The 22373-nt window shown below is 64.1% G+C and carries 21 protein-coding genes and 1 pseudogene; 11 read left to right on the top strand and 11 right to left on the bottom strand.

The features are described from left to right. Nucleotides 1-487 precede the first annotated feature (487 nt). Nucleotides 488-1183, bottom strand: coding sequence for a TetR/AcrR family transcriptional regulator (locus AWB94_RS23710; RefSeq protein ID WP_062655116.1), 696 nt, complete (start codon nucleotides 1181-1183; stop codon nucleotides 488-490). A gap of 155 nt (nucleotides 1184-1338) precedes the next feature. On the opposite strand from AWB94_RS23710, the gene AWB94_RS23705 reads away from it, so the two are divergent. From AWB94_RS23705 to AWB94_RS23695, 3 genes are all read left to right on the top strand, one after another. Next, nucleotides 1339-1797, top strand: a complete 459-nt coding sequence (locus tag AWB94_RS23705) for a PaaI family thioesterase (protein WP_275991490.1) — start codon at nucleotides 1339-1341, stop codon at nucleotides 1795-1797. After that, nucleotides 1794-2465: a TetR/AcrR family transcriptional regulator gene (locus AWB94_RS23700; RefSeq protein ID WP_062655117.1), complete on the top strand. Its 672-nt coding sequence runs from the start codon at nucleotides 1794-1796 to the stop codon at nucleotides 2463-2465. The genes AWB94_RS23705 and AWB94_RS23700 overlap by 4 nt, the downstream gene beginning before the upstream one ends. A gap of 75 nt (nucleotides 2466-2540) precedes the next feature. Further along, entirely contained in the window at nucleotides 2541-3005 is a 465-nt protein-coding gene (locus AWB94_RS23695; protein ID WP_062655118.1) for a DUF6188 family protein, read from the top strand. Between the two features lie 47 nt (nucleotides 3006-3052). On the opposite strand, the gene AWB94_RS23690 is transcribed toward AWB94_RS23695, so the two are convergent. Next, nucleotides 3053-4102 (bottom strand): LLM class flavin-dependent oxidoreductase, encoded by a 1050-nt coding sequence (locus tag AWB94_RS23690; RefSeq protein ID WP_062655119.1) that lies wholly within the window; start codon nucleotides 4100-4102, stop codon nucleotides 3053-3055. Nucleotides 4103-4283: 181 nt separating this feature from the next. Next, nucleotides 4284-4667 (bottom strand): PaaI family thioesterase, encoded by a 384-nt coding sequence (locus tag AWB94_RS23685; protein WP_078281697.1) that lies wholly within the window; start codon nucleotides 4665-4667, stop codon nucleotides 4284-4286. Between AWB94_RS23685 and AWB94_RS35230 the strand changes: the two genes are divergently transcribed. Next, nucleotides 4635-4868: a hypothetical protein gene (locus AWB94_RS35230; RefSeq protein WP_162291742.1), complete on the top strand. Its 234-nt coding sequence runs from the start codon at nucleotides 4635-4637 to the stop codon at nucleotides 4866-4868. The genes AWB94_RS23685 and AWB94_RS35230 overlap by 33 nt on opposite strands. A gap of 224 nt (nucleotides 4869-5092) precedes the next feature. On the opposite strand, the gene AWB94_RS23680 is transcribed toward AWB94_RS35230, so the two are convergent. From AWB94_RS23680 to AWB94_RS23645, 8 genes are all read right to left on the bottom strand, one after another. Then, entirely contained in the window at nucleotides 5093-5761 is a 669-nt protein-coding gene (locus AWB94_RS23680; protein ID WP_043985051.1) for a transglutaminase-like domain-containing protein, read from the bottom strand. Continuing rightward, nucleotides 5758-6858 carry a BtrH N-terminal domain-containing protein gene (locus tag AWB94_RS23675; protein WP_043985049.1) on the bottom strand — a complete coding sequence of 367 codons (1101 nt, stop codon included), beginning with the start codon at nucleotides 6856-6858 and terminating at the stop codon, nucleotides 5758-5760. Before AWB94_RS23675 ends, AWB94_RS23680 begins: the two co-directional genes overlap by 4 nt. A 271-nt stretch (nucleotides 6859-7129) precedes the next feature. Continuing rightward, on the bottom strand, nucleotides 7130-8236 hold the full coding sequence (locus AWB94_RS23670; protein ID WP_043985048.1) for an NDMA-dependent alcohol dehydrogenase: 1107 nt from the start codon (nucleotides 8234-8236) through the stop codon (nucleotides 7130-7132). A 46-nt stretch (nucleotides 8237-8282) separates the two neighbouring features. Next, a complete protein-coding gene (locus tag AWB94_RS23665; RefSeq protein ID WP_043985047.1) occupies nucleotides 8283-9911 on the bottom strand; it encodes a fatty acid--CoA ligase in 1629 nt (542 codons plus the stop codon). A gap of 36 nt (nucleotides 9912-9947) precedes the next feature. Further along, the gene (locus AWB94_RS23660) at nucleotides 9948-10358 is read right to left on the bottom strand and encodes an SCP2 sterol-binding domain-containing protein (protein WP_043985046.1); all 411 of its coding nucleotides are present in this window, start codon (nucleotides 10356-10358) and stop codon (nucleotides 9948-9950) included. Nucleotides 10359-10557: 199 nt separating this feature from the next. Beyond that, entirely contained in the window at nucleotides 10558-11760 is a 1203-nt protein-coding gene (locus tag AWB94_RS23655) for an NAD(P)/FAD-dependent oxidoreductase (RefSeq protein ID WP_043985045.1), read from the bottom strand. After that, nucleotides 11757-13145, bottom strand: a complete 1389-nt coding sequence (locus AWB94_RS23650) for a cytochrome P450 (protein WP_062655120.1) — start codon at nucleotides 13143-13145, stop codon at nucleotides 11757-11759. The genes AWB94_RS23655 and AWB94_RS23650 overlap by 4 nt, the downstream gene beginning before the upstream one ends. Nucleotides 13146-13171: 26 nt before the next feature. Continuing rightward, nucleotides 13172-13492, bottom strand: a complete 321-nt coding sequence (locus AWB94_RS23645) for a 2Fe-2S iron-sulfur cluster-binding protein (RefSeq protein ID WP_043985043.1) — start codon at nucleotides 13490-13492, stop codon at nucleotides 13172-13174. A gap of 122 nt (nucleotides 13493-13614) precedes the next feature. On the opposite strand from AWB94_RS23645, the gene AWB94_RS23640 reads away from it, so the two are divergent. The 7 genes and pseudogenes from AWB94_RS23640 (at nucleotide 13615) to AWB94_RS36340 (ending at nucleotide 22290) form a co-directional block, all read left to right on the top strand. Then, nucleotides 13615-14628, top strand: a complete 1014-nt coding sequence (locus tag AWB94_RS23640) for a helix-turn-helix domain-containing protein (protein WP_165605269.1) — start codon at nucleotides 13615-13617, stop codon at nucleotides 14626-14628. Between the two features lie 221 nt (nucleotides 14629-14849). Beyond that, on the top strand, nucleotides 14850-16358 hold the full coding sequence (locus tag AWB94_RS23635; protein WP_043985041.1) for a carboxylesterase/lipase family protein: 1509 nt from the start codon (nucleotides 14850-14852) through the stop codon (nucleotides 16356-16358). Nucleotides 16359-16744: 386 nt separating this feature from the next. Then, nucleotides 16745-17512, top strand: a complete 768-nt coding sequence (locus AWB94_RS23630) for an enoyl-CoA hydratase/isomerase family protein (protein ID WP_011895438.1) — start codon at nucleotides 16745-16747, stop codon at nucleotides 17510-17512. A 2-nt stretch (nucleotides 17513-17514) separates the two neighbouring features. Continuing rightward, a complete protein-coding gene (locus tag AWB94_RS23625) occupies nucleotides 17515-18327 on the top strand; it encodes a TIGR03084 family metal-binding protein (RefSeq protein WP_062655121.1) in 813 nt (270 codons plus the stop codon). After that, nucleotides 18324-20060: an acyclic terpene utilization AtuA family protein gene (locus AWB94_RS23620; RefSeq protein WP_011895440.1), complete on the top strand. Its 1737-nt coding sequence runs from the start codon at nucleotides 18324-18326 to the stop codon at nucleotides 20058-20060. Before AWB94_RS23625 ends, AWB94_RS23620 begins: the two co-directional genes overlap by 4 nt. 413 nt (nucleotides 20061-20473) lie before the next feature. Continuing rightward, entirely contained in the window at nucleotides 20474-21136 is a 663-nt protein-coding gene (locus AWB94_RS23615) for a TetR/AcrR family transcriptional regulator (RefSeq protein ID WP_062655122.1), read from the top strand. A gap of 7 nt (nucleotides 21137-21143) precedes the next feature. Next, nucleotides 21144-22290: pseudogene (locus tag AWB94_RS36340) on the top strand (adenylate/guanylate cyclase domain-containing protein). Nucleotides 22291-22373: the final 83 nt, after the last annotated feature.

Raw genomic sequence — 22373 nt, 5'->3', positions numbered from 1 at the left:
CCGACCTCAGACGGCGATCAGCATGCCGGAACGGAGGTCGCCTGAAACACCCGATCCACAGGTCTTGACAATTTCTCCTTGCCACCAAGCCACCCCCTGCCAGCCACTTCCTCCATTTCCCACACACCTCTTGCACTAAGGACCCCGAACTGTCCCTTTTCGACGGACGGAATGCGTCTACGCGTCCGCGCGCCGAGACAGCCAGACTCCCAAGAAGTACCAACCCGTGCATGCGAGGTCCCGCCGAAAGATAGGTGGTCGAGGCGGGGACGACTACTTCCCGATGCGGTCACCGGCGGTTAGAAGCCTGAAGTGGTTTGGTCGTTTTTGCCGGGCCTAGTCGTCAGCCGAATGCCCATGCAATGTACGCACCCGCCGACCGTTGATGATGGCAAACGGTCCGTTGCTGCCACCGCCGACACGACTTGGAGCACCGAGAAAGCGGGTCGCAGATCAGCCGGGCTGGGTGCTTTGAGATTCGTGGCGACTAAAGAGATAGACGCGGGGGTTGCGACGTCTGGGGGGTAGCGGCGTTTGTCTTATTGCTGGCGTCGTCGTCGGTCCTACGATGGGCGGCGAGAAAGCCATCGACGAGGTTCTCGCAGTCGTCGTGAGTGATGCCGCGAATCCCGGTCATCCGGGCAAACGCCACTGGGCCGACCAGTTGGCACAGCGCCAGTTCTCGGTCGAAGTTCTCCAACTCGGCTTGCGCCGTCGGGCTAGAGAGTATGGCGTCGAACGGTTGCCGGTACTGCTCGACGACTCGGGCCCGCAACGCGCCGGATGTGTGTCGATCATCGGCTTCGTTCGTCGGGCCGGTGGGACCAAGGGACAGCCATGCCAGCGTCGTGACATGCAGTGGCGCGTCGTTGAAAAGAGCGGCTTGGCGGCTTAGCAATTCGATCAACTGGTCACGCAGAGGGCCGCTGGTCGGTACCGGAGTCGTCACCTGGGGAAGCAAGCGTTCGAACGTGGCTGCGAGCAGGTGCGACGAACTTTGGAAATGGCGGTAAAGCGTGGTTCTGGCCACTTTGGACGCTTTGGTGACGGCATCGATCGTGACGGCTTCCACGCCGCCAGTGCTCAGAAGGGTCGCGGCTGCATCCAGCAGTCGATTTCGAGACCGGATTCGCCGCGGGTCCACGTCATCGTCAGGGACCGGCGCTGGCTGACTGTCGCTCACTCATTCACCTCGGCGGTCGATTTCACGCGATGCTGTCCTGGCAGTCTAGCAGTGTGGTACTAACGGTATCGAAGCGAAACCGATAGTATTGGAGCGTGATTGTGCCGGAAAGCGCGTCGCTGCCGAAGCGGTTACCTTCGCACACGACAACGTGCATGGGTTGCGGCCCCGACAATCCCCACGGACTGCAGTTGGTGGTGCACCGCCGCGGCGACGCGGTGTACTCCGACGTGATTTTCGACGAGCGCCACATTGGGGCTCCTGGGCTGGCCCATGGCGGAGCAGTTGCGGCGGCGTGCGATGACGTCTTGGGATTCACATTGTGGATCGCCGGCACACCAGCGGTGACTCGCAGCCTGACAGTGGAGTATCTGCGGCCGGTACCTCTGCATCAACCCCACAGGATCACCGCCCACATCCGGTCCCGCGAAGGACGGGCTCTGCACGTCATGGCGACGGGCACTGATTCCGATGGGGCCAACCGCTTCACCGCCACTGCGGTATTTGTCGCAGTCAGCACGGATCACTTCGCTGCGCACGGCGACGTCAGTGCTTTTGGCGGCCTTCTCGAGCAGTTCTCACGTCACGGCGGCCTCGACGACGGGCGATTATGACGCACGCTCTTTCTCGCAGCCATGGCAAAACCCGACCGCTGGAAGCAAATTCGGCTGGCGGTCAGACGCGGACCGCTGTAGCGCCCGCCTCGCGTTCATCCGCCCAGCGCCGGGAAGCGATTCTGGACGCGGCCCTGCTCGTGGCCACGTCAGGTGGCTATGAGGCGGTTCAGATGCGGTCGGTTGCCGAGCGGGCCGGTATCGCCGTCGGCACGCTCTACCGCCACTTCCCGGCGAAGACCAACTTGTTGGTGGCGGCGCTATCGCGCGAGTTTCGCCGACTCGACTCGGCTGACGACTGGGCTAGCGGTGACGGCACGCCATTGGAACGGCTCGAACGTCTCACCACACACCTACATGACCGCTGGCAGCGCGATCCCTGGCTGACATCAGCCATGACACGAGCGTTCGCCGTTGCAGACACCCGGGCAGCCGCAGAACTAGACTGCGCCGCCGCCGAAATTCAGACCCTGCTGGCCCGCACGCTCAGGGGCGGCGAACCGACTCCCGCCGATTTACACATCGCCGCGATCATCTCCGACGTGTGGCTGGCCAACCTCGTGGCCTTTTGTGGCCACCGAGCGTCGGCCGCCGATACTCGCGAACGCATCGACCTGGCCACTCGGCGCGTGGTGACCAGCCGCGCACGACCCGCGGAAACCGCATAACGCTACTAGTAGTATCGCAGCGCTACCTAAAGTACCCTTAGGGCGAGGCTCGATGACGCGGCGAAGGAGAGTGCCATGTATACCCAATGGATCGAAAATTGTGTCGTGCAACGCGTCTCCGTGCGCGACGGCCTGGTCCTGGACCTGGACGACTACAACGAGATTGTCATCTCGTGCCCCTTGCTGCTGACACTGCCTGCGGTCGACCCGTATCCCGCAGAAGCGGTACGCATCGATCCACTCAAGATCGCGACTGACGAACGCCCGTTGTTGAACCTCGCCGGCGCGGTGTGCACTCAGGCCTGGTCCGGCGACGATGGAGGGCTACACCTGAGGTTCTCGCGTGGACACAGCATCGACGTCGACCCCGATTCCGAGGAAACGGCATGGGAGTTGTACGGCAAGCGCCACGGCTACATGGCATGCCTACCCCGGGGGCGGGTACGCGTGGTCCGCCACGACCTCCCCGACAGCGACGACGCCAACATCCTCAACAACGCCGCACAACCGTCGGCGGGGTCGGCGCGACAGACGCACTAAATGCGACCGCGGACGGGGACGGGTCAACTTCGGCGGCAATGCGTGGATCAGATTGAACGTGGACCGGACTGCCCTGGCGACATCGAGGCGGGCGAGCATTCCCGAATGATGCTGTCGAGGTTTTGCTGCACGCGCTCGGGAGCGATGCCAACCGATGGTGAATACAGCATGATGTGGTCGAGGACGCCGTCGTAGCGTCTCAGCTGTTCACGGACCTCGTGTGCCGTCCCCGCGACGCCCATGGTGTCGATCATCTCCTCGGACACCGCGGCGAACATCGCCGGGAAATCGCGCTGGGCGAATGCTTCCCGGATGGTTCGGCCTTCGCTGGCGAAGCCGTTCACATCAAGTACCGTCTCGTAGGATTTGACCGAGGAGTAGAACGCAATCTGCTGCGCCAGTTCGCGCCTGGCGACCTCGGCGTCGTCGTGGATGGCGCACATCACCATGGAAATGATTTCCACGTCATTGGGGTCGCGGCCGGTGTGCGCGGCACCCCTGGCGATAGCGGGCCGGACGATCTCCTCGACGTAGGTGGTGGTGAACAGGGGATGTCCGGCCAGCCCGTCGGCCACCCGCCCGGCCGCCTCGCACATCCGAGGCCGGACACCGGCGGTGACGATCGGGATCGGCCGGCTGGAGGGTCCCACGTCGCCGGTCGGCGTGAGATTCATTCTGTAAAAACGACCCTCGTGATGGATCGGGCCTTCATGCAGGTTCCATATCCGGCGCAGCAGCATCACGAGTTCTTCCATCCGCAGCGCGGGCGCGGAGGTGTCGGGCACGCCGTGCCAGTCGCTCATCATCCGCTTGGTGCCGTTGCCGATGCCCAGCACCAGCCGTCCGTTGGAGAGTTCGTCGAGATCACGCGCCTCGGTGGCCAGCACCAGGGGGCTTCGGCCGACGCCGTAGAGAATGGAGGAACCGATCCGGCAGTTCTGTGTGCAGTTGGCCATCGCGGCCATGGAGATCGAACCCGACCGGGAGTAGAACTCCGAGGCCCATACGGCGTCGAACCCGGCCGCATCGGCGGCGTGTGCGGTCTGGGCCAGTGACTTCAAATCCGCGCCGAGAACCGACAGGCCGTAGGTGCTCATGACCGGTCTCCTGTGCGCGGGCGCGGGCCGTCGAATACGACGGCGCTGACCCGTGGCCGCCGTCTGGTGGAGGTGATCCTCGGCGACCAGGTACATGAGTGCGTTGATGATGTTTGCGTCGAGCGGGGTAAGAGACGTGGAACGCGCGCGGCCAGCCGTGCGCCACCTCCAAGGCTGGTGCTCAGCATCTTCCCTCCCTGGGTGACCGCACAATGCAGGGTGTCGAAGTCGCCTTCTGTATGGAACTAGTGAAGTGCGCCATCGTGACGACGACGAATAACCCTGAGGCGGACGCGACTAGCTGACCGGTAGTCTCCTCGCGCAATTCTGTCCGGACTTCGAGTTTCCGGCCGGTCTTGGACACCAGCTCCGCGCTGACCTCGTAGGGGACCCCCAGCAACACCGGCGCGTAGAACTCGGTATCGAACCTGCGGGTGACGGCCATCTCACCGACGACGTACAGCAACATGCCCACCATGTCGTCGAGTACGGTCATGACTGCGCCGCCATGTGCGATACCGGGTGCGCCGCGATGTCTGCCGTCGAAGATATGCCTGGCACCCACCCCGTCGCCATGCCGACGCGCTCGCAGGCGATGACCGTGCGGATTGTCTGTGCCGCAACCAAGGCACCACGGGTGGTGCGCATCAAGGTAGTCGCCGTCGGCGGCGACAGCACGATCCTGAAAGCTATGCCACCATGCGATGGCCGAATCTTCTTCCGCTTGCTCTTCGATGACGAAACCCTCCTAAATAGACCCTCGTAGCGCGTGGTTCACCACACGACTGAAGAATTGCGCCGGCGTCGACTGGGCTGATCGCCGGTAGATATGTATGTAGGACTCGTTAGCCCGCCGAGATCATCGCTGCGACACACCTTCCGATTAGGACACTGTCGGCTATCTGGTCCTGCCCGTAATCCCTTGGACTGCAGTGTATTCATAGCCGGCCAGATCGCGTCACAATGAACTGGCACACAGTCCGCAGCGCCTCACAACTCCTGGGAGAAGGCGTCACGCTGGGCTCCAGCACCAGCCATGAGCGGGCCGTACCGGTGATGCAACTCTGTAACGATGTCGGTGAAGGGGAGATCGTGGTACCAACCGCGGTCGTTGAGGTACTCCATGTGTTGGCTTCCCCCACCGTCGTAGGCATGGAGGAGCGCATCGGTGTGGCCGTCGAAGTCGATCGGAGGTACACCGAATCGCGCGCAGAGCTCGGCATTGAACGCCGGAGTAGCCTTCACCCAGCGGTTGTTGAGTTGTAATTCGCTATATCCGTGGTAGACGAACACGTCGGTACCTCCCATCCGGGCACGCAATGTGGTGGTCTGCAGATGGTTGCGCACGTCCGCGAATCCGAGCCGGGCCGGAATGCCCGCCGCACGAGCTGCCGCGGTCAGCAGCACCGCCTTCGGTATGCAATACGCCCTCGACGCTGTCGCTACATAGCTCGCCCGATAATGCTCGGGATCGTCGTCGGTGCTATAGGGATCGTACCAAATCCTGTCCCGCACAGCGGTGAAGATCAACCTCGCCTTCTGCACAGGGTCACGAACGTCACCGACCGCGTCCTCGGTGAAGCGCTGTACATCGTCGTGCTGCCAATCGAGGAACCCAGTTGTCTCCAGGAAACTCGATTCGTTTGAAGTGTCGCTCACAGATAGCCTTTCAGATAAGCCTCGAGGCCGGTATCGACAGTGCCAACGGATCGACTGGCCGTTTCGAGGGCTTCGACGAGGCGTGTTTCGGAGTCCGGGATCGTCGCGGCGATTTTGGCCGCAGCGAGACTACGACTCCGTAGCGATGTGCCGGCATCGGTGGCTGCGGCCGCAAGCTCAGACCACGCTTGGGAAGCGTGTCGGGCCGCGGCCGCCGCTTCGGCTGCGGCGGCGTCCCCGAGGAGATCGGCGATATTCTGGCAACCTTGTGCTTGCAGCATACGAAAGAGCCCGCCACCGGTTCCGGCTTTCTCGATGAACGCCCCGAGCCCGAACAATGCCGCGGTCAGGGCGTCGTCATCAAACACCGTTGGCCAATGCCGTACGTCATCGGCGAACTCCTGCACACCCTTCAAACCGGAAGCCTCGACTTCAGCTGCCTCGATGCGCAGTAGCGGCGCACCTACGGCACCGCCGCGCATGAAAGCTGCGCTCGCGGCTAATGCAGTGGCGGCAATCGGCCCAAGGTCGGGCACTCGCTCCGGCCAGTCGACGTGATATGTGGTGTGCCGGGTCGGTGTAGGGAACCCTACCGAGGACCGCGCCCGGCGCAGGTCATCATAAGCCACCGTTTGGGTGGTCTCGCGGTCATTATCGACCACATAGGCAACCCCTTGTTCGTCATCATATCCGGTGATGACGATGTCGTGACGGCTCATGTGCAATCGGACGCGCAGGTAAGGAAGTTCGCCGATGTCAGCCCAGACCATGACGGGTCGGCCCTTGTCGACTTCGTCGGTAACAAATGACCATCCCACGTCTGCGTCATCGGTCGATCGCACGACGCAGTTTGCACCAACTCGGGAGAGGTAGTCTTTTTCCAGGTCGCTTCCTCGTCCTACCAGGTAGATCTGGGGAAACAATTGCGTAGAGCGGACGTACGAGAAGTCCAAGGCTCCGCCGAGGGTGAAGACCAATCCTTCACTGAGTGTTTCTGTCCCCCATCCTAGTTGTGCCCATTCAGTAAGGTCACGCAGCGCACCGGAACCACAGTGCCCTCCTCTCCTATGGAGATAGGGAATTTCAATCCTCGCCATCGCCGCTTCCTCTCTTATCCAATAGCACTGTTAACACTCATCGAAAGCTACATACCATCAAGGCGTCCCGGCTGGCGGTAGGTGCCAGAACTGTTCGACCGCAGCCAATCTCACCCGCGCAGCTCGAGCGCCTATGACTATGGGAAACATTGCTTTCGATCGCTATCCCGCATCGAAGCGTCAACGGTGAGAGCCCCTGACCCGCAGCATCGCCATCGTTGTACTGAGCTCGCTTGGTGCCGTTTTGCGCTTCCCTGCTTTGGGTGCTCTGTCAGAATCGGATGAGTCCTCGGATGTTGCGGCCTGACCGCATGTCGTCGTAGCCCTCGTTGATCTGATCGAGGGTGTACTCACGGGTGATCAGCTCGTCGAGTTTGAGGTGTCCGGAGTTGTAGAGTTCGACGAGCCGCGGGATGTCGTGGGCGGCGTTGGACGAGCCGTAGAGGGCGCCGCGGATCTGCTTTTCATACAGCGTTAATTCCAGCAGTGAACCCGACATCGATGTGTCTTCGGGGTGCCCGATCGCGGTAACGACCACACGACCGCGTTTACCGACCAAGGACAGCGCCTCACCGATGTAGGACCCTTCGGCGACATCGGTGGTCAACACGCAGACATCGGCGAGTTTGCCGCGGGTGATGTCACTGATCAGTGACCAGGCCTCGTCGACCGTGCCAACGGCATGCGTCGCACCGAAACCACCGGCTTGTTCACGCTTGAACGCCACCGGATCGACAGCCACGATGTTCAACGCGCCCGCGATGCGGGCACCCTGAATCGCATTCATACCGATGCCACCGGCTCCGATCACCACCACGGTGTCCCCGGCACGCACCTCACCGGTGCGCACCGCCGACCCGTACCCGGTCGTCACACCACACCCGATCAACGCCGCCTTGTCCAGCGGTGTCCCCTGGTCGATTTTGACCAGAGACGCCTTGGGGACCACGGTGTATTCCGAGAACGTGCCCAGCAGGCACATCTGGCCGACGTCCTCACCGCGGGCATGGAAACGGTACGTCCCGTCGATCTGGGGTCCCATCATGAGCGCCGCACCCAAGTCGCACATGTTGCCCATCCCCCGCGCGCAATAGGAACAGTGCCCACACGACGGCAGGAACGTCAGGATCACCGAATCGCCCTCGGCGACGTTCTCGACACCCGCACCCACTTCGACCACGGTGCCGGCACCCTCGTGGCCACCGACGACGGGCAGCGGAATGGGCAGGTCACCGGTCACGAGGTGCTCATCTGAATGGCACAACCCGGTCGCGGTCAACCGGACCAGCACCTCATCGGGGCCGGGCGGATCCAACTCGACCTCCTCGACCTCCCACTTCTCTCCCAGGCCCCAGAGCACTGCAGCGCGTGTCTTCATATGTGTCTCCTTAACATCGATGTTTCGGTCGCAGTGGATTGATGATTCACGCCAGTGTCTCGACGGTGAGATCACCGTCGGCGTACTGGCGGCGCAGCTTCTTCTTGTCGAACTTGCCGGTCGAGGTCAGCGGAATGTCGGTGACGAACGCCCACCGTTCCGGTAGCCACCACTTGGCCACCCGCGGACGGAGGAACTCGGTCAATTCCGCGGCGGTGGCGGTGCGGTCGGCAGCCAGGACGACCACCGCCAGCGGTCGTTCCTGCCACTTGTCATCGGGAACCCCGATCACGGTGGCGGTGCGCACCGCAGGGTGAGCGGCCAAATCGTTCTCCAGCTCCACCGAGGAGATCCATTCGCCCCCGGACTTGATGACGTCCTTGGAACGGTCGGTCAGCGTGATGAACGCATCCGGGCTGATCGTCCCGACGTCTCCGGTGCGCAACCACCCGTCCGGCGACACCGCCGAAGTGTCATGCTCGTAATACGACCCGGTGATCCACGGGCCGCGGATCTGAATCTCCCCCACCGACTTTCCGTCCCAGGGCTGCTCGGCGCCGGCGTCGTCGACGATGCGGGCTTGCACACCGGCCACCACTCGGCCCTGGGTTCCGCGCAGGTAAAGGGACCTCTCCGGGGTGTCGCTGTTCCGCGGCAATGCGACCGCGGCCAGCGGGGACGTCTCGGTCATCCCCCAGGCCTGCACAATGCGGACGCCCAGCTCGTCATAGGCGGTCATCAACGACCGCGGAACCGCCGAACCACCGCAGGCCACCATCTTCAGCGAACTCACGTCGTGGCCGGGATTGTCGCGAAGATAGTGCAGAACGTCGGTCCAGATCGTCGGCACAGCGCCCGCCATCGTCGGGCGCGCGGCCTCGATCATCTCCACCAAGGGCGCCGCCTGCAGGAAACGGTCGGGCAGCAGAAGCTGCGCGCCCGCCATCATCGCCGCGTACGGGAGCCCCCACGCGTTGGCGTGGAACATCGGAACGATCGCCAACACCGTGTCGTCAGGACCGATGCCCAAGGCATTCGTGGTGCACGCCGCCTGAGAGTGCAACCACGTCGAACGATGACTGTAGACAACGCCCTTCGGGTGCCCGGTGGTACCGCTGGTGTAGCACATCGCGGCGGCCGACTGCTCGTCGACGTCGGGCCAGTCGAACGTGCTCGGCTGGTCGGCCACCACGTCGTCGTACCGAAGGACGTCCTTGCCGCACCCCTGGACCGCGGCGAGGTCACCCGTGCCGGTCACCAGCACCGTGCGGACCGAGGTCATCGACGGCAACGCCGTCGCCAACAGGCCCAGCACCGTACCGTCGACGATGATCACCCGATCATCGGCGTGATTGGCGATCCACGTCAGCTGGTCCGGCGGCAGCCGCAGGTTCAACGTGTGCAGCACCGCGCCCATCGACGGCACCGCCGCGTAGGCATCCAGATGCTCCTGGTTGCTCCACTGCAGCGTCGCGACACGCTCGTCTCCACGAATGCCGATCTCGCGCAACGCATTCGCCAGCCGTGCCGCGCGCTCCCCCACCTCGCGGTAGGACACCCGAGAGATCTGTCCGGGCCCTCGCGCCGTCAGCACATCGCGATCGCCGTGGATCGTCGAGGCGTGGCGCACGATCCCGGCCACCGTCAACGGAACATCCTGCATGGTGCTCTTCATCGCACGCCCGTCCTGCAGCCCGCGGTGAAGCGTCGTTCACGCATCGATGAGGTCCTGCCGATTCTCGTTCTGCAACAGCAACCGGTACTCCGGGAACAGGTTCTTGGCCTGCGGGATCATTTTGATCAGCTTCGCCGCCGGGCCCTTTGCGCGCACCGTTCCCCTGGCCATCGCCATCGTCAGGTTCACCTTGCCCAACCAGAACTTGTTCCCGGTGTCTGCCGACATGAACAGCTCGACATTGGGCACCGCGGTGCTGTCCGCACCCGTCTCCACCACCTTGTTCGCCATGTCCACTGTCACCACTGCGTCCGGATCGGTGTAGTGCACCCGCAACACCACACCCGAACTCACGAGCTTATCGGCCAGCCCTTCCTTCTCCAGGCCCCGCCGAAAGATTCCAGCCAGAAAGGTATAGACCTCGTCCTCATCCTTGAAAACCGCCATCGTCAACCTCCACCAATCTCGTTGTCAGCATTAAAATATCGCGAGCATCGACTCCATCACGATGCCCTCACTGGATAGTAAACCGTCACACCGCTTCGCAAACCCCACTCGGTCCTCATGCCGGACGCCGCCCAGAACGCGGGCGTACGACCGGGGTCCGCACGAGGCGGGGCGGCCGCGCAGCGGCGGGGTCTTCGCCTCAGGCCGAGCCGGCGAGCACCAGTTCGGCCCGGTCGACGGGGACCTGCTGCGTGATGACCCGCTTGCTGAACATGAAGTCGCGGGGGCGGTTGACGCAGTCGGCGGCGATGAGCTCGCCGGCGCGCAGGTAGAAGCAGGTGAAGTCGCGGTCCCGGGTCGGGTCGCCGCTGAGGACGACCTCGTCGTAGCCGGTGTTAAGACCGGCGATCTGGAGCTTGAGGTCGTATTGATCTGACCAGAACCAGGGCAGCGCCGCTATCGTCTTGGACTTCCCGCAGATGGTCGCCGCGGCGACTTTGGCCTGCTCGGCCGCGCTGGGCACGGACTCCAGGCGTATGCGGCGCCCGTAACGGGCCATGTCGTGGCTGACGCAGTCCCCGGCGGCCACGATCGCGGGGTCGCTGGTCCGGGCCTGGTCGTCGATCACGACGCCGTTGTCGACGACCAAGCCCGCGGCGGCGGCGAGCTCAGTGTTCGGCTCGACGCCGATGCCGACGATGACGAGGTCGGCGGGAATCGATTCACCACCGGCCAGGACTACTTCGCGGACCCTGCCGTCGCCGGACAGAGCCTCGACCAGCGCACCCGTCCGGATGTTGACGCCCTCCTCCCGGTGGATCCGGTCGAAGAACGCCGATACCTCCGGGGCGGTGACCCGTTCGAGGACACGCTCGGTCGCCTCGAGCACGGTGACCTCCAGGCCCAACGCACGCAACGAGGCGGCCGTCTCCAGTCCGATGTAGCCGCCGCCGACGATCACGGCTCGACGCCCCGGTCTGGTGGCGTCTCGGATCTTCTCGACGTCCGCCGCGGTGCGTAGGTAGAAGACTCCGGCCAGGTCGGCTCCCGGGGTGGGGAGCCGACGAGGGCGGGCGCCCGTGCACAGCGCGAGCCTGTCGTAGGGCAGCGACTCGCCGGTGCTCAGCGAGAGGTGGCCCGCCGCACGGTCGACCGCCTCCACCGTCGCATCCAGGAGTTGGATTCGCTGCTTGGTGTAGAACTCGGCGCTGCGGATCGCGAGCTCCTCGAGGGTGCACTTGCCGGCCAGGTATGCCTTCGACAGCGGAGGGCGTTGGTAGGGCAGCGCCGACTCGTCGCCGACGAGGACGATCTCACCGGTCCACCCTTCCTGGCGCAGACTGGCCGAGAGTTGGGCCCCGGCATGGCTGGCCCCGACGATGAGCGCCCGCTCCAATGTCATGCGTCGGATTTCGGGGTGAGGCGGACCATCAGCTTGCTGATACCCCTCACGAAGTTGGACTGCACGTACTCGGGTTCGCCGACGACCTCGATGTTCTCGAAGCGAGGAAGCAGCTCCTCCCAGAGAATCCGCAGCTGCAGCTCGGCCAGCCGGTTGCCCATGCAACGGTGGACACCGAAGCCGAAGGAGATGTGGTTGCGGGCGTTGGCCCGGTCGATGATGAAGTCGTCGGGCTGATCGAATACGCGCTCGTCGCGGTTGCCCGAGGCGTACCACATCACCACCTTGTCGCCCTTGCGAATGAACTGCCCGTTGAGCATGGTGTCGGCCGTGGCGATCCGGCGCATATAGGCCAGCGGCGTCTGCCACCGAATGATCTCCGAGTTCATGTTGGGGATCAGGTCGGGGTTGGCCTTCAGCTTCTCGAACTGGTCCGGGTACCGGTTCAACGCGAGAACACCGCCGCTCATCGAGTTCCGGGTGGTGTCGTTGCCTCCGACGATCAGCAGCACGAGGTTGCCCAAGAACTCCATCGGTCGTTTGATCAGATCCTTGGTGCTCTCGTTGCTCTGCAACATGGTGATCAGATCGAAGCCGGGTTCCTCCCCGGCAGCGGTCCGGGCCGCCTTGTCGTGCCAGTGCTCGCTGAGACCCCGCGCCATATCGCGCATGCCTGCGAACGTCTCGTCAAGGTCCGAGGGACCGCCATTGGCCTGCTCCATCGAGGTTGCCAGATCTGACCACTCGACGAGCTTGCGACGCTGCTCGTACGGGAAGTCCAGGAGGGTCGCAAGCATCCGAGCGGTCAGCTCGATCGAGACATTCTGCACCCAGTCGAACGGCTGATCCAGGGGCAGATCGTCCAGCACCTCCTGGACGCGCGAGCGGATCAGCCCCTCCATCTCACGCAGGTTCTTGGGCGCGACCACCCCTTGGACGGCGGCCCGCTGCCTGTCGTGGCGTGGCGGATCCATCGCGATGAACATCGCGACATCCAGGAAACGAGGGGGGGACCCGATGACGATGAACGGCTCGGAGGAGAAGACCTCATGGTTCTTCTCGACGGTCACGATGTCGGCATGCCGCGTGACCGACCAGAACGGACCGAACGGACTGTTGGGCTGGTAGTGGACCGGAGCTTCGTTGCGCAGGCGCTCGTAGTACGACTGCCAGAGCCCCTGACGATAGAGGAAAGGGTTGCTGAGGTCGATGTCGGCGAGTTCGACGTCCTCGACCGGCGGGAGGGGGCTCTCGACGAAGATCTTCTTGCCGTTCGTTCCGGTCACCAAACGCCGGGTCTTGTCATACAGGTGTGCACCTTGAATCTGCAGGTCGATCGGGATGGTCGCCTGAACTTTCTCGGTGATTGCTTCAGAAACCTTCATTACGTCTTATTCCTTTTCGCTCGTCATTACATCTGGAACTCGGGCAGTTGGACGATCAAGCCGTCCCACTCCTCGGAGACCGGCATCTGACAGGACAGCCGGGAGGTCGGGTGACGCTCCGGGTTCATCGCGAGCATCTCTTCTTCAGCGGGGCCGGAGAGGCCGACCTTGTCGGTCCATTGCGGATCGACGATCACATGGCAGGTGCCGCACGCGGCTTCGCCTCCGCAGTCGCCGTCGATGCCGGGTACCGCATTGTTGGTCGCGACCTGCATCAGTGACTGGCCTTCATCGAGAGGCACCTGGTGCTTGTCGCCGTCGTGGGAGACAAAAGTGACAACGGCCATTACCGACTCCTCTTAAGTTGCCCTGAATGTGAATACTTGTTAACAGGATTGTCCAATCCGAGCGCTTCCGCTATGTTTGCGCGGATCAGGAACTTGTGGATTGGGCTCAGGGGGCACGATCGGTGAAGTTCAGCAACGCCGGTGTGCCTCCGGTCGCGTTCGTGCAAATGCTGGAGAGCCAGGCACTCGACCCGGACGCCGTCGCGCGGCTTCGCACCATCATGGCGCGCGAGGGAACCGACGAGGCGACGCTGATGCAGCACGATGTCCAGGCGCCACTGCGGTGGTTTCGCGATCTGTACCCCGATCTAGACGTCGACCGGGCAACCCTGCTCGGCTTCTCGTTTGCAGGACAGGCACAGTTGACATCTTTCGGCCCGTTGAGCGTCCCGCTGGTCAGCGCAGGCTCGGTAGCCGAGATCGTCGAGCTGCTCACCTATCTACCGTTGATCACCACGGCGATCAATGCACAATTCCGTCCAAACGACCAAGGTCTCACCGTCGGGCTCTGGGGGCACACAGGCGATCGGGCCCTGGACTGCTTAGCAGTCACATATACCGGCTTGGCGTTGTTACGACTGCTGGACATGCTCGTCAGTGACGCGCTGACCGTCACGCTCCACTTGAGTTGGTCAGCGCCGGTCTCCCTGAACAAACTCGCGGCAGAGATGGTACTAGCCGGGCGCCTGTTCTTTGACGCACCGATGTCCTACCTTCATGTTCCCGTCAACGCGCTCAATGAAGTGTGCCGGTTCTCCGATCCCCTTGCGTATCGACTCGCCGTCGCCGAGCTGAGGCGGACCCTCGACGAGCAGAGCGGAGCCACGTCCTTCTCCAAGAAGGTGAGACGGTTGTTGGACGAGGATCCCGGACAGCGAAGTTGCCAGCGGGTCGCAGACGAACTCTCGGTATCCACCAGCACACTCAAACGCCGGCTCGCCGAAGAGGGCACCACCTTTCGCGAGTTGCGCCAGTCGTGTCTGCGGGAGAGCGCGATGATGCTGTTAATCACCCGATCAATGTCGGCAAGCCAGATCGCGACCGAGCTCGGATACGGCGATCTTGCTAACTTCTCACACGCCTTCAAGCGATGGACCGGCCGCTCTCCGAGCGAGTACCGACGCTCACAACGCTGAGGATGTCCCCGCACGCCCGGAGATAGCCGGTCATGGGTAGCTTCTTCTTCTGAAAAGATGTAACCGGTGCTTAAGAATCAGCCACGACGTCACCGAACGGCCGTGGAGGCCGCTGACCGAAGTCGAGTGAGTCATCAGTAGCAGGCCAAACCGTGCCCGACACGGCGACTGAACGGCAGAGCCGGGCGCTGGTGTGAATAGTCATTCGCTATTGTCGATACATGCCAGCGAAGACAGTCCGCACCGAACTCACCTCGGGCGCCATCGAAGGATTCACGCGGGACGGCGTCAATCGCTGGCGTTCCATTCCCTACGCCAAGCCACCAGTCGGCGCGCTGCGGTTCAAGGCTCCCCAGCCGGTCGAAGCGTGGGACGGCGTCCGACCCTGCCACCGATTCCGCTACTGCGCTCCACAGCCCCGCCGATACACCATCGTCGGTCCGGGCAAGTTCCAGCCCATGAGCGAGGACTGCCTCACCCTCAATGTCGTTGCACCCGACGGCGGCTCGGACCGACCTCTGCCCGTGATGTTCTTCATTCACGGCGGGGCGTACTTCCTGGGCAGTTCCGCGACACCGATCTATGATGGCGCGTCGCTTGCCCGCAGCGGTTGCGTGTACGTATCGACAAACTACCGCCTCGGCGCGCTAGGGGCTGTCGACCTGTCGTCGCTGTCCACCGCAGACATCCATATTGACGACAACCTCTACTTGCGTGACCTCGTGTCGGCGCTCAGGTGGGTACGCGAGAACATCGCGGCATTCGGCGGCGATCCCGATAACGTGACGATCTTCGGAGAGAGCGCGGGCGCGCACGCCGTTACCACTTTGCTGGCCGTGCCAGCGGCTAAAGGGCTTTTCGCACAGGCTATCTCACAAAGTCCGGCCGGCGCGCTATCCCGCTCCCAGGAGCTGGCCGCGGAGTTCGCCGCCAAGTTCGCATCCATTCTCTGCGCCGACGAGCGGGAGCCCGCCCGCCTCCTGTTGGCGGCGCGTCCGGCTCAACTGGTGAATGCATTCGATCGCTTGCTCACCACGAGTGCATCGGACCTTGCTGGCGGTTACCCGGTGGGATGCACATTCGGAACCGACTATCTACCGTCCGAGCCCATTCAAGCGATGCGCGACGGCAAGGCGTACCGTGTGCCGCTGATCGTCGGTACGAACGCCGACGAGGGCCGGTTGTTCACTCGCTTCCTCAAACTCCTCCCGACGAACGAAGCCAAGATCGAAGCGTTACTAGCGGGAGCGGAACCCACCTGTCGCGAGCGAATTACTGCTGCCTATCCCGAATATCCGGCCCCCGATGCCTGTATCCGACTGGGGGCCGACTTCACATTCGGATCGACACTGTGGCAGCTCGCGGATTCCCACAGTCGGCACGCCCCCACATATCTGTACCGCTATGACTTCGCCCCGCGAACTCTGCAATGGGCCGGGCTGGGTGCCACCCATGCGACGGAGCTTCTTGCGGTGTTCGACGCCTACCGCACGCCGCTCGGTCGGCTACTCAGCGCCGGAGCCGATCGCCGCTCGGCCCTACGCGTGAGCGACGACATGCAAGGGCGCTGGGATGCTTTCGCACGCACCGGAGTTCCAGGAGACGGCTGGCCGCGCTACACCAGCGACGCCCGTCCGGTCCTCGTCTTCGATCGCGCTTCGCGAGTGGACAACGACCCCCACGCCGACCGCCGGAAAGCATGGGAAGGTTTTCAAGTCCTCGGACGCTGACGAGCGGTTCCCCGCGGCGACGCATGCGTTCACAGCATTTGGCACCGATTGTTTCTGGGAGCCAAGGGTGAAACGGTGGCAAGGAGCACCTCCGGCGTGCCAATCCCAAAAGGCCGAAGAGGGCCACATTCTTGCCGAGGACTTGACGTACGAATGCAACCCCGTGTTGCGGCCTTGGGATCCGATCTCGTCAATCGCTCGAACCGAATGCGGCCGACGAGGTGGCGAACCCAACATTTACGGAGCTGGCCACGCCGGTCGGGTTGCGCCGCCGGACGCAACGCGTTCGCTCACCAACTGGTCCTCGCGACATTCTGCCGGGTAACGTACTGCGAGTGAACGAGCCCTCACATCGGGAGGGCGGGTGCCGATCAGGACGGGGATTGATGAGCGAGGAAGCGATCACCTACGAGGTCGTCGACGGGGTGGCCTGGTTGACGATCAATCGCCCCGAGGCACGGAACGCGCTCAACGGGGCGGTCCGGCAGGGACTGTTCCACAGCGTTCACCGCTTCAACGCCGACGACTCCGCCAAGGTTCTGGTGCTGACCGGGGCAGGCGATAAGGCGTTCTGCGCCGGAGGGGACCTTAAAGAGATGGCGGAGACGGCGCTCACGGTTCCGCCGCCAGACTTCGCGCCGCAATTCGGGCGCAACATCCAGGTCGCCAAGCCGACCATCGCCGCGGTGAACGGCGTCGCCTTCGCCGGCGGATTCCTACTGGCCCAGCAGTGCGACCTCGTCATCGCAGCCGAGCACGCCAGGTTCGCGGTCAGCGAGGTCAAGGTAGGCCGCGGCTCGCCATGGGCTGTCCCGCTGTCGTGGCTGCTGCCGCCGCGGATTGCGCTGCAGATTTTGATGACCGGCGACCCGATCACTGCCGAGCGCGCCCGCGAGGTAGGCATGGTGAACGAGGTCGTGCCCGCAGCGGAGCTGCGGGTACGAGTTCAGGAGATCGCCCTGCGGATCGCTTCCAACGCACCGCTGTCCGTACTCGCGGCAAAAAAGACCGTATACCTCTCCGCAGCGCACCACCTGACGGAGGCCTACGCCCACGCCGACCAGATATGGGAGCCGGTGTACCTCAGCGCCGACGCGCTAGAGGGTCCCGCCGCGTTCCGCGAGAAGCGCACACCGGTTTGGAAGGGACGTTAGACGTGGCCGTGCCGATGGAGTCCTTGATCACCGACATCGGGGCGGAAACGGCCGAGCTGTGGTCACTGATCGCCGAGCTGCCCGAGGGGCAAGCCGGGTGGGACGCGCCCACCCCCGCGGCAGGCTGGGCGGTCCGCGATCAGATCAGCCATCTTGCGTTCTTCGACGACGCCGCGGTGCGCTCAGCCACCGACCCCGAAGGGTTCACGGCCGAGGTGCTGCCCATGCTCGCCGACGGCCGGATCTCCCCGGACACCATCGCCGAGCGCTACCGGCCGATGCCGACAGCGGAGCTGCTGTCCTGGTTCGACGGCGCGCGCCGCGCCCTCGTCGCTGCCTTCGCAGCGATCGACCCCTCGATGCGGGTGCCGTGGTTCGGCCTCCCTATGAGCGCGGCTTCCTCGCTGACCGCGCGGATCATGGAGACCTGGGCGCACGGTCAGGACATCGCCGACGCGCTGGGAGTGACCCGTGTGCCCTCGGCCCGGTTGCGCCACGTCGCCCACATCGGCGTGGGAGCGCGGGCGTTCAGCTACATGGCCAACGGCCTGGAGGTGCCCGAGGAACCCGTCCGTGTCGAGCTCACCGCACCGGGGGGCACGCTGTGGACCTGGGGCCCCGACGGCGTGCCCAACCGGGTCACCGGCACTGCGCACGACTTCTGCCTGCTCGTCACCCAGCGCAGGCATCGCGACGACACCGCACTGCACGTCACCGGTCCGCTCGCCGAACAGTGGCTCTCCATCGCGCAGGCCTTCGCCGGACCTCCCGGTGGCGGGCGCACCGCAGGACAGTTCGACGGAGGTGTGTCGTGAGGGACCCGGTACGCATCGGAAATTGCTCGGGCTTCTACGGCGACCGGATCGCCGCGGCGCGGGAGATGGTCGAGGGCGGGACGGGCGAGCAGAGCATCGACGTGCTGTGCGGGGACTACCTCGCTGAACTGACGATGCTCATCCTGGCGAAGGCCCAGGCGAAGGATCCGGCGGGCGGTTACGCGCGCACGTTCCTGACCCAGATGGAGCAGGTGTTGGGCACCTGTTCCGACCGCGGTATCAAGATCGTGGCCAACGCCGGTGGGCTCAACCCGGCCGGGCTGGCCGTCAGATTGCGCGAGCTTGCGGACCGGCTCGGTATCACCGTCCGGATCGCCCACATCGAAGGTGACGACTTGCGCGGGAACCTCTCCGCGATCACCCCTGCGGTCGGTGAGGTCAAGCCGGTCTCGGCCAACGCCTACCTCGGGGGTTGGGGTATCGCCGAAGCGCTGGGTGCGGGCGCCGACGTCGTCGTCACCGGACGGGTGACAGACGCCTCGCTGGTCGTCGGCCCGGCCGCCTGGTGGCACGGGTGGGAGCGCACCGACTGGGACCGGCTCGCCGGTGCCGTCGTGGCCGGCCACGTCATCGAATGCGGACCACAGGCCACGGGCGGCAACTACGCCTTCCTCGACGAGATCACCGACCGTCGCTACCCGGGCTTCCCGATCGCGGAGGTGGCGGCCGACGGCTCGTCGGTGATCACCAAGCACGCCGACACCGGGGGGCTGGTGTCGGTCGGTACGGTCACCGCCCAGCTGCTCTACGAGATCGCCGAGCCGGCCTATCTGGGGCCCGACGTGGTGACTCACTTCGACACGATCTCGCTGGCCCAGCAGGCCGAGCACCGGGTGGCGATCACGGGTGTCACCGGCAGCCCGCCACCGGAGACGCTCAAGGTGGCGCTGAACGAGGTCGGGGGCTACCGGAACACCATGACGATGGTGCTCACCGGCTTGGACCTGGAGGCGAAAGCCGCGTTCGCGCAGCAGCAGCTGTTCGACATCCTCGGCGGCCGGGGATCCTTCGCCGAGGTCGACGTCCGGTTTCTGCGTTTCGACACACCGGACGCCCCCACCAACGACCAGGCGTGCGCGCACTTGCGGATCACGGTCAAGGACACCGACCCGCGCAAGGTCGGCCGGGCGTTCTCGAGCGCAATCATGGAGATCGCTCTGGCCGGGTATGCCGGCTTCCACACCACCACGCCACCCACGTCGGAGTCAGTGTTCGGCGTGTATCGCCCAGCGACCGTGCCCCGGTCGAGCGTGACGCAGGTCGTGGTGCTGCCCAACGGTGAGCGCCGGAGGATCGCCGATCCGCCGACCGGTAGCGTGCCGGCCGCGAAGGTCCGGGGCAGCGCGGCAGCCGCGCCGCCGACCGAGCCGACATGCCGCGCGCCGCTGGGCGCGGTTCTGGGCGCGCGGTCCGGCGACAAGGGCGGCAACGCCAATATTGGTCTCTGGGCCCGCGACGACGCCGGCTATGCCTGGGTGCGCGAGCACTTAACCGTCGAGCGACTGCGCGGGCTGCTCGGCCCGGAGGCTGCGCAGCTGCGCATAGAGCGATTCGAGCTGCCCAACCTGCGTGCGCTCAACGTTGTGGTGCACGGGCTGCTGGGGGAAGGCGTGGCATCCTCGACCCGGCCGGATGCCCAGGCGAAGGGCTTGTGCGAGTACCTGCGCTCCCGCATCGTGGACATACCGCAATCCCTTGTCGGCGCGACCTGACAAATCCCGAATTTGGAGTAGCCGGGCCACTCTGTCGACGTATCGCCAATCAAGTCGCCGTCCTCTGCCTGCTGCTTGACGTAGCCCCTTTGCCAAAGCCGTGTTGCCGAACGATGTGATGACGATCGGATGACGCCAACAGCGTCCGGCAGACGGAGAGATGGCTTTGTCCAGTTCCTTGCCGAACTGGACATCCAAAGAGGGCGCAGCGATCTGCCCACGCGGTTGCCGATCTTGGCCAATGAGCGGGCACATCCACGAATGGGGATCACACGCGCAGGCGCCAGCCACCTGCCACTGGGCGTCTACATTTCAACTCAACCTGGGATTGTGAGCAGGTGTTAACGTTCGTAGTGTAGCTCCCGGCGCTGCAGTGCTGCGCGAGCCCTGGTTGCGAGCGAAGGAAGGTAGTAGTGAACAAGGTGGTCGTTGCCGGACGTACCCGGGTCGGCGGCGAACGTCGGGAACGGATTCTCGCCTCTGCCACCGAGTTGATTGCCGAGCGGGGCTACCACGCTGTCTCCATGGCCGACATCGGCGTTGCATCAGGGGTTGTCGGGCCGGCCATCTATCGCCATTTCAACAGTAAGAGCGATCTACTGGCGGCCCTCTTCGAGCGAGTGGTGGACAAACTCCTTAAGCGTGCGACGGCGATCGTCGAGCAGTCCCGCGACGAGGCGGAGGCGCTGACCCTGCTGGTGTCAGACCAAGTCGCCTTGGTAATGGATCAACGCGAGCTGGCAATGGTGTATTACCGCGAAGTGCACAATCTGTCGGATCAGCACCAGAGCCGGTTGCGCCGAAAGCAGCGACTCTATCTAGAAGAGTGGGTACACCTCGTCGGAGAATTGCGGCCCGCGGTCGATGAGATTGAACTTCGGGCGATGGTTCATGGAGCGATCGGAGCCATTCAATCGATCTTGCACTACCGCGGCACTGGCCTGGCTCCCGAACAGACCTCTGCGCTGCTCGTTGCGATGGGTCACGCCGTGCTCGGCGTCCCCGCGTCTAGCTACCAGATGGGTGCCGTGACCACTGCTCGATCCTGTCCTCGTCCTGGCACGCCGCAGCACTAGGGACATTCTGAGGGTGTCAGCAACACACGAAGACGACTTCGCTCAGTATGGTCTGCTCGACGGTCTCGAGGGCAACAGCCGCCAGGAGAGGACTGATCTTATTGCCTGGCTGCATGCCCAGGGCTTCACGACTGATCAAATCCGACTGGCGGCTCCAACCCCTCTCCTGCTTCCTACCAGCCGCGTACTGGGTGATGAGGGGCGGTACATCTCTCTGCGCGAGCTGAGCACAGAAACCGGAATGGACCCAGAGCTCCTCACACGGCTGCTCGATGCTGCCGGCCTCCCTCGACCGGAAGACCCCTGCAACGCGGAACTGCTTCGTGCCGACGGTGACGCAATCGCACGCGCACGACACTTCATCGACATGGGCGTTAATCCAGACGAAACAGTCGCCATATTGCGGGCCCTCACGGCAGGCATCGGGCAGGCCACAGAGATGATGCGTGACTTCGTGCTGAACATGTTGCTTGTTCCGGGGGGGGGGGAGCGAGATCCAACTCGCTGACGCCCTCCAAGAGTTCGCACGACGAGCGAGGCCAGACTTGTTATCCGCGGTTGGCGAACTTTTCCTCATGAGTCTCCGCAGTTCGTTGGAGGCAGAGGCGATCACCGCCGCAGAACGAGCAGCAGGACGGCTGCCGGAAGCGCGCGAGATAACCGTTGCATTCGCCGACGTGGTGGGGCTTACCGAATTGGGCGAAAAGCTTCAGCCCGACGATTTGGAGAGGCTCGCGAATCGACTTGCGACTGCTGCGCGCGATGCAGCCAACCCACCGGTGAGATTCGTAAAATCCATCGGGGACGCGGTCATGCTGGTCTCGTCACAACCGACGCCGCTGGTAACGACGATGCTGGACCTGGTCGACAGCGCGTCGGCAAACGACCTGCCTTCCTTGAGGATTGGCGTGGCGTCCGGGTCAGCGGTCTCGCGGGCGGGCGACTGGTTCGGCAACCCCGTGAACCTGGCCAGCCGAGTGAGCGCGGCGGCGCGGCCAGGGGCAGTGTTGGTGGCGGACTCGACGCGGGCGATCGTCGACGACGACGCAGGCCTCCGGTGGTCGTCCGCCGGCGCATACCGTCTGAAGGGCGTCAGCAGCAAGGTCAACCTGTCGCGGGTGAGGCGCGCCCAGGCGGCTGAGTACCCCGTTTGAATCGAGCTCACTAGCGCCCGCCTAATGAACAAGTCAAGACCTACTTGATAAGCCGAACGCCACCTCGCTATCGCGGCCCCTCG

It is taken from the genome of Mycolicibacterium canariasense, assembly GCF_002101555.1.
Classification (GTDB): domain Bacteria; phylum Actinomycetota; class Actinomycetes; order Mycobacteriales; family Mycobacteriaceae; genus Mycobacterium; species Mycobacterium canariasense.
This window is presented reverse-complemented; position numbering and strand designations above follow the sequence as displayed.

Coding starts and splice junctions, on each gene's coding strand:
- AWB94_RS23670 (WP_043985048.1), bottom strand. CDS start 8,236: ATGAAGACACGCGCTGCAGTGCTCTGGGGCCTGGGAGAGAAGTGGGAG.
- AWB94_RS23690 (WP_062655119.1), bottom strand. CDS start 4,102: ATGAGCACCTACGGCCTGTCGGTTCTCGGCGCGGATTTGAAGTCACTG.
- AWB94_RS23655 (WP_043985045.1), bottom strand. CDS start 11,760: ATGACATTGGAGCGGGCGCTCATCGTCGGGGCCAGCCATGCCGGGGCC.
- AWB94_RS23645 (WP_043985043.1), bottom strand. CDS start 13,492: ATGGCCGTTGTCACTTTTGTCTCCCACGACGGCGACAAGCACCAGGTG.
- AWB94_RS23630 (WP_011895438.1), top strand. CDS start 16,745: ATGAGCGAGGAAGCGATCACCTACGAGGTCGTCGACGGGGTGGCCTGG.
- AWB94_RS23635 (WP_043985041.1), top strand. CDS start 14,850: ATGCCAGCGAAGACAGTCCGCACCGAACTCACCTCGGGCGCCATCGAA.
- AWB94_RS23695 (WP_062655118.1), top strand. CDS start 2,541: ATGTATACCCAATGGATCGAAAATTGTGTCGTGCAACGCGTCTCCGTG.
- AWB94_RS23700 (WP_062655117.1), top strand. CDS start 1,794: ATGACGCACGCTCTTTCTCGCAGCCATGGCAAAACCCGACCGCTGGAA.
- AWB94_RS23705 (WP_275991490.1), top strand. CDS start 1,339: ATGGGTTGCGGCCCCGACAATCCCCACGGACTGCAGTTGGTGGTGCAC.
- AWB94_RS35230 (WP_162291742.1), top strand. CDS start 4,635: ATGTCTGCCGTCGAAGATATGCCTGGCACCCACCCCGTCGCCATGCCG.
- AWB94_RS23675 (WP_043985049.1), bottom strand. CDS start 6,858: ATGGCGAGGATTGAAATTCCCTATCTCCATAGGAGAGGAGGGCACTGT.
- AWB94_RS23650 (WP_062655120.1), bottom strand. CDS start 13,145: ATGAAGGTTTCTGAAGCAATCACCGAGAAAGTTCAGGCGACCATCCCG.
- AWB94_RS23665 (WP_043985047.1), bottom strand. CDS start 9,911: ATGAAGAGCACCATGCAGGATGTTCCGTTGACGGTGGCCGGGATCGTG.
- AWB94_RS23660 (WP_043985046.1), bottom strand. CDS start 10,358: ATGGCGGTTTTCAAGGATGAGGACGAGGTCTATACCTTTCTGGCTGGA.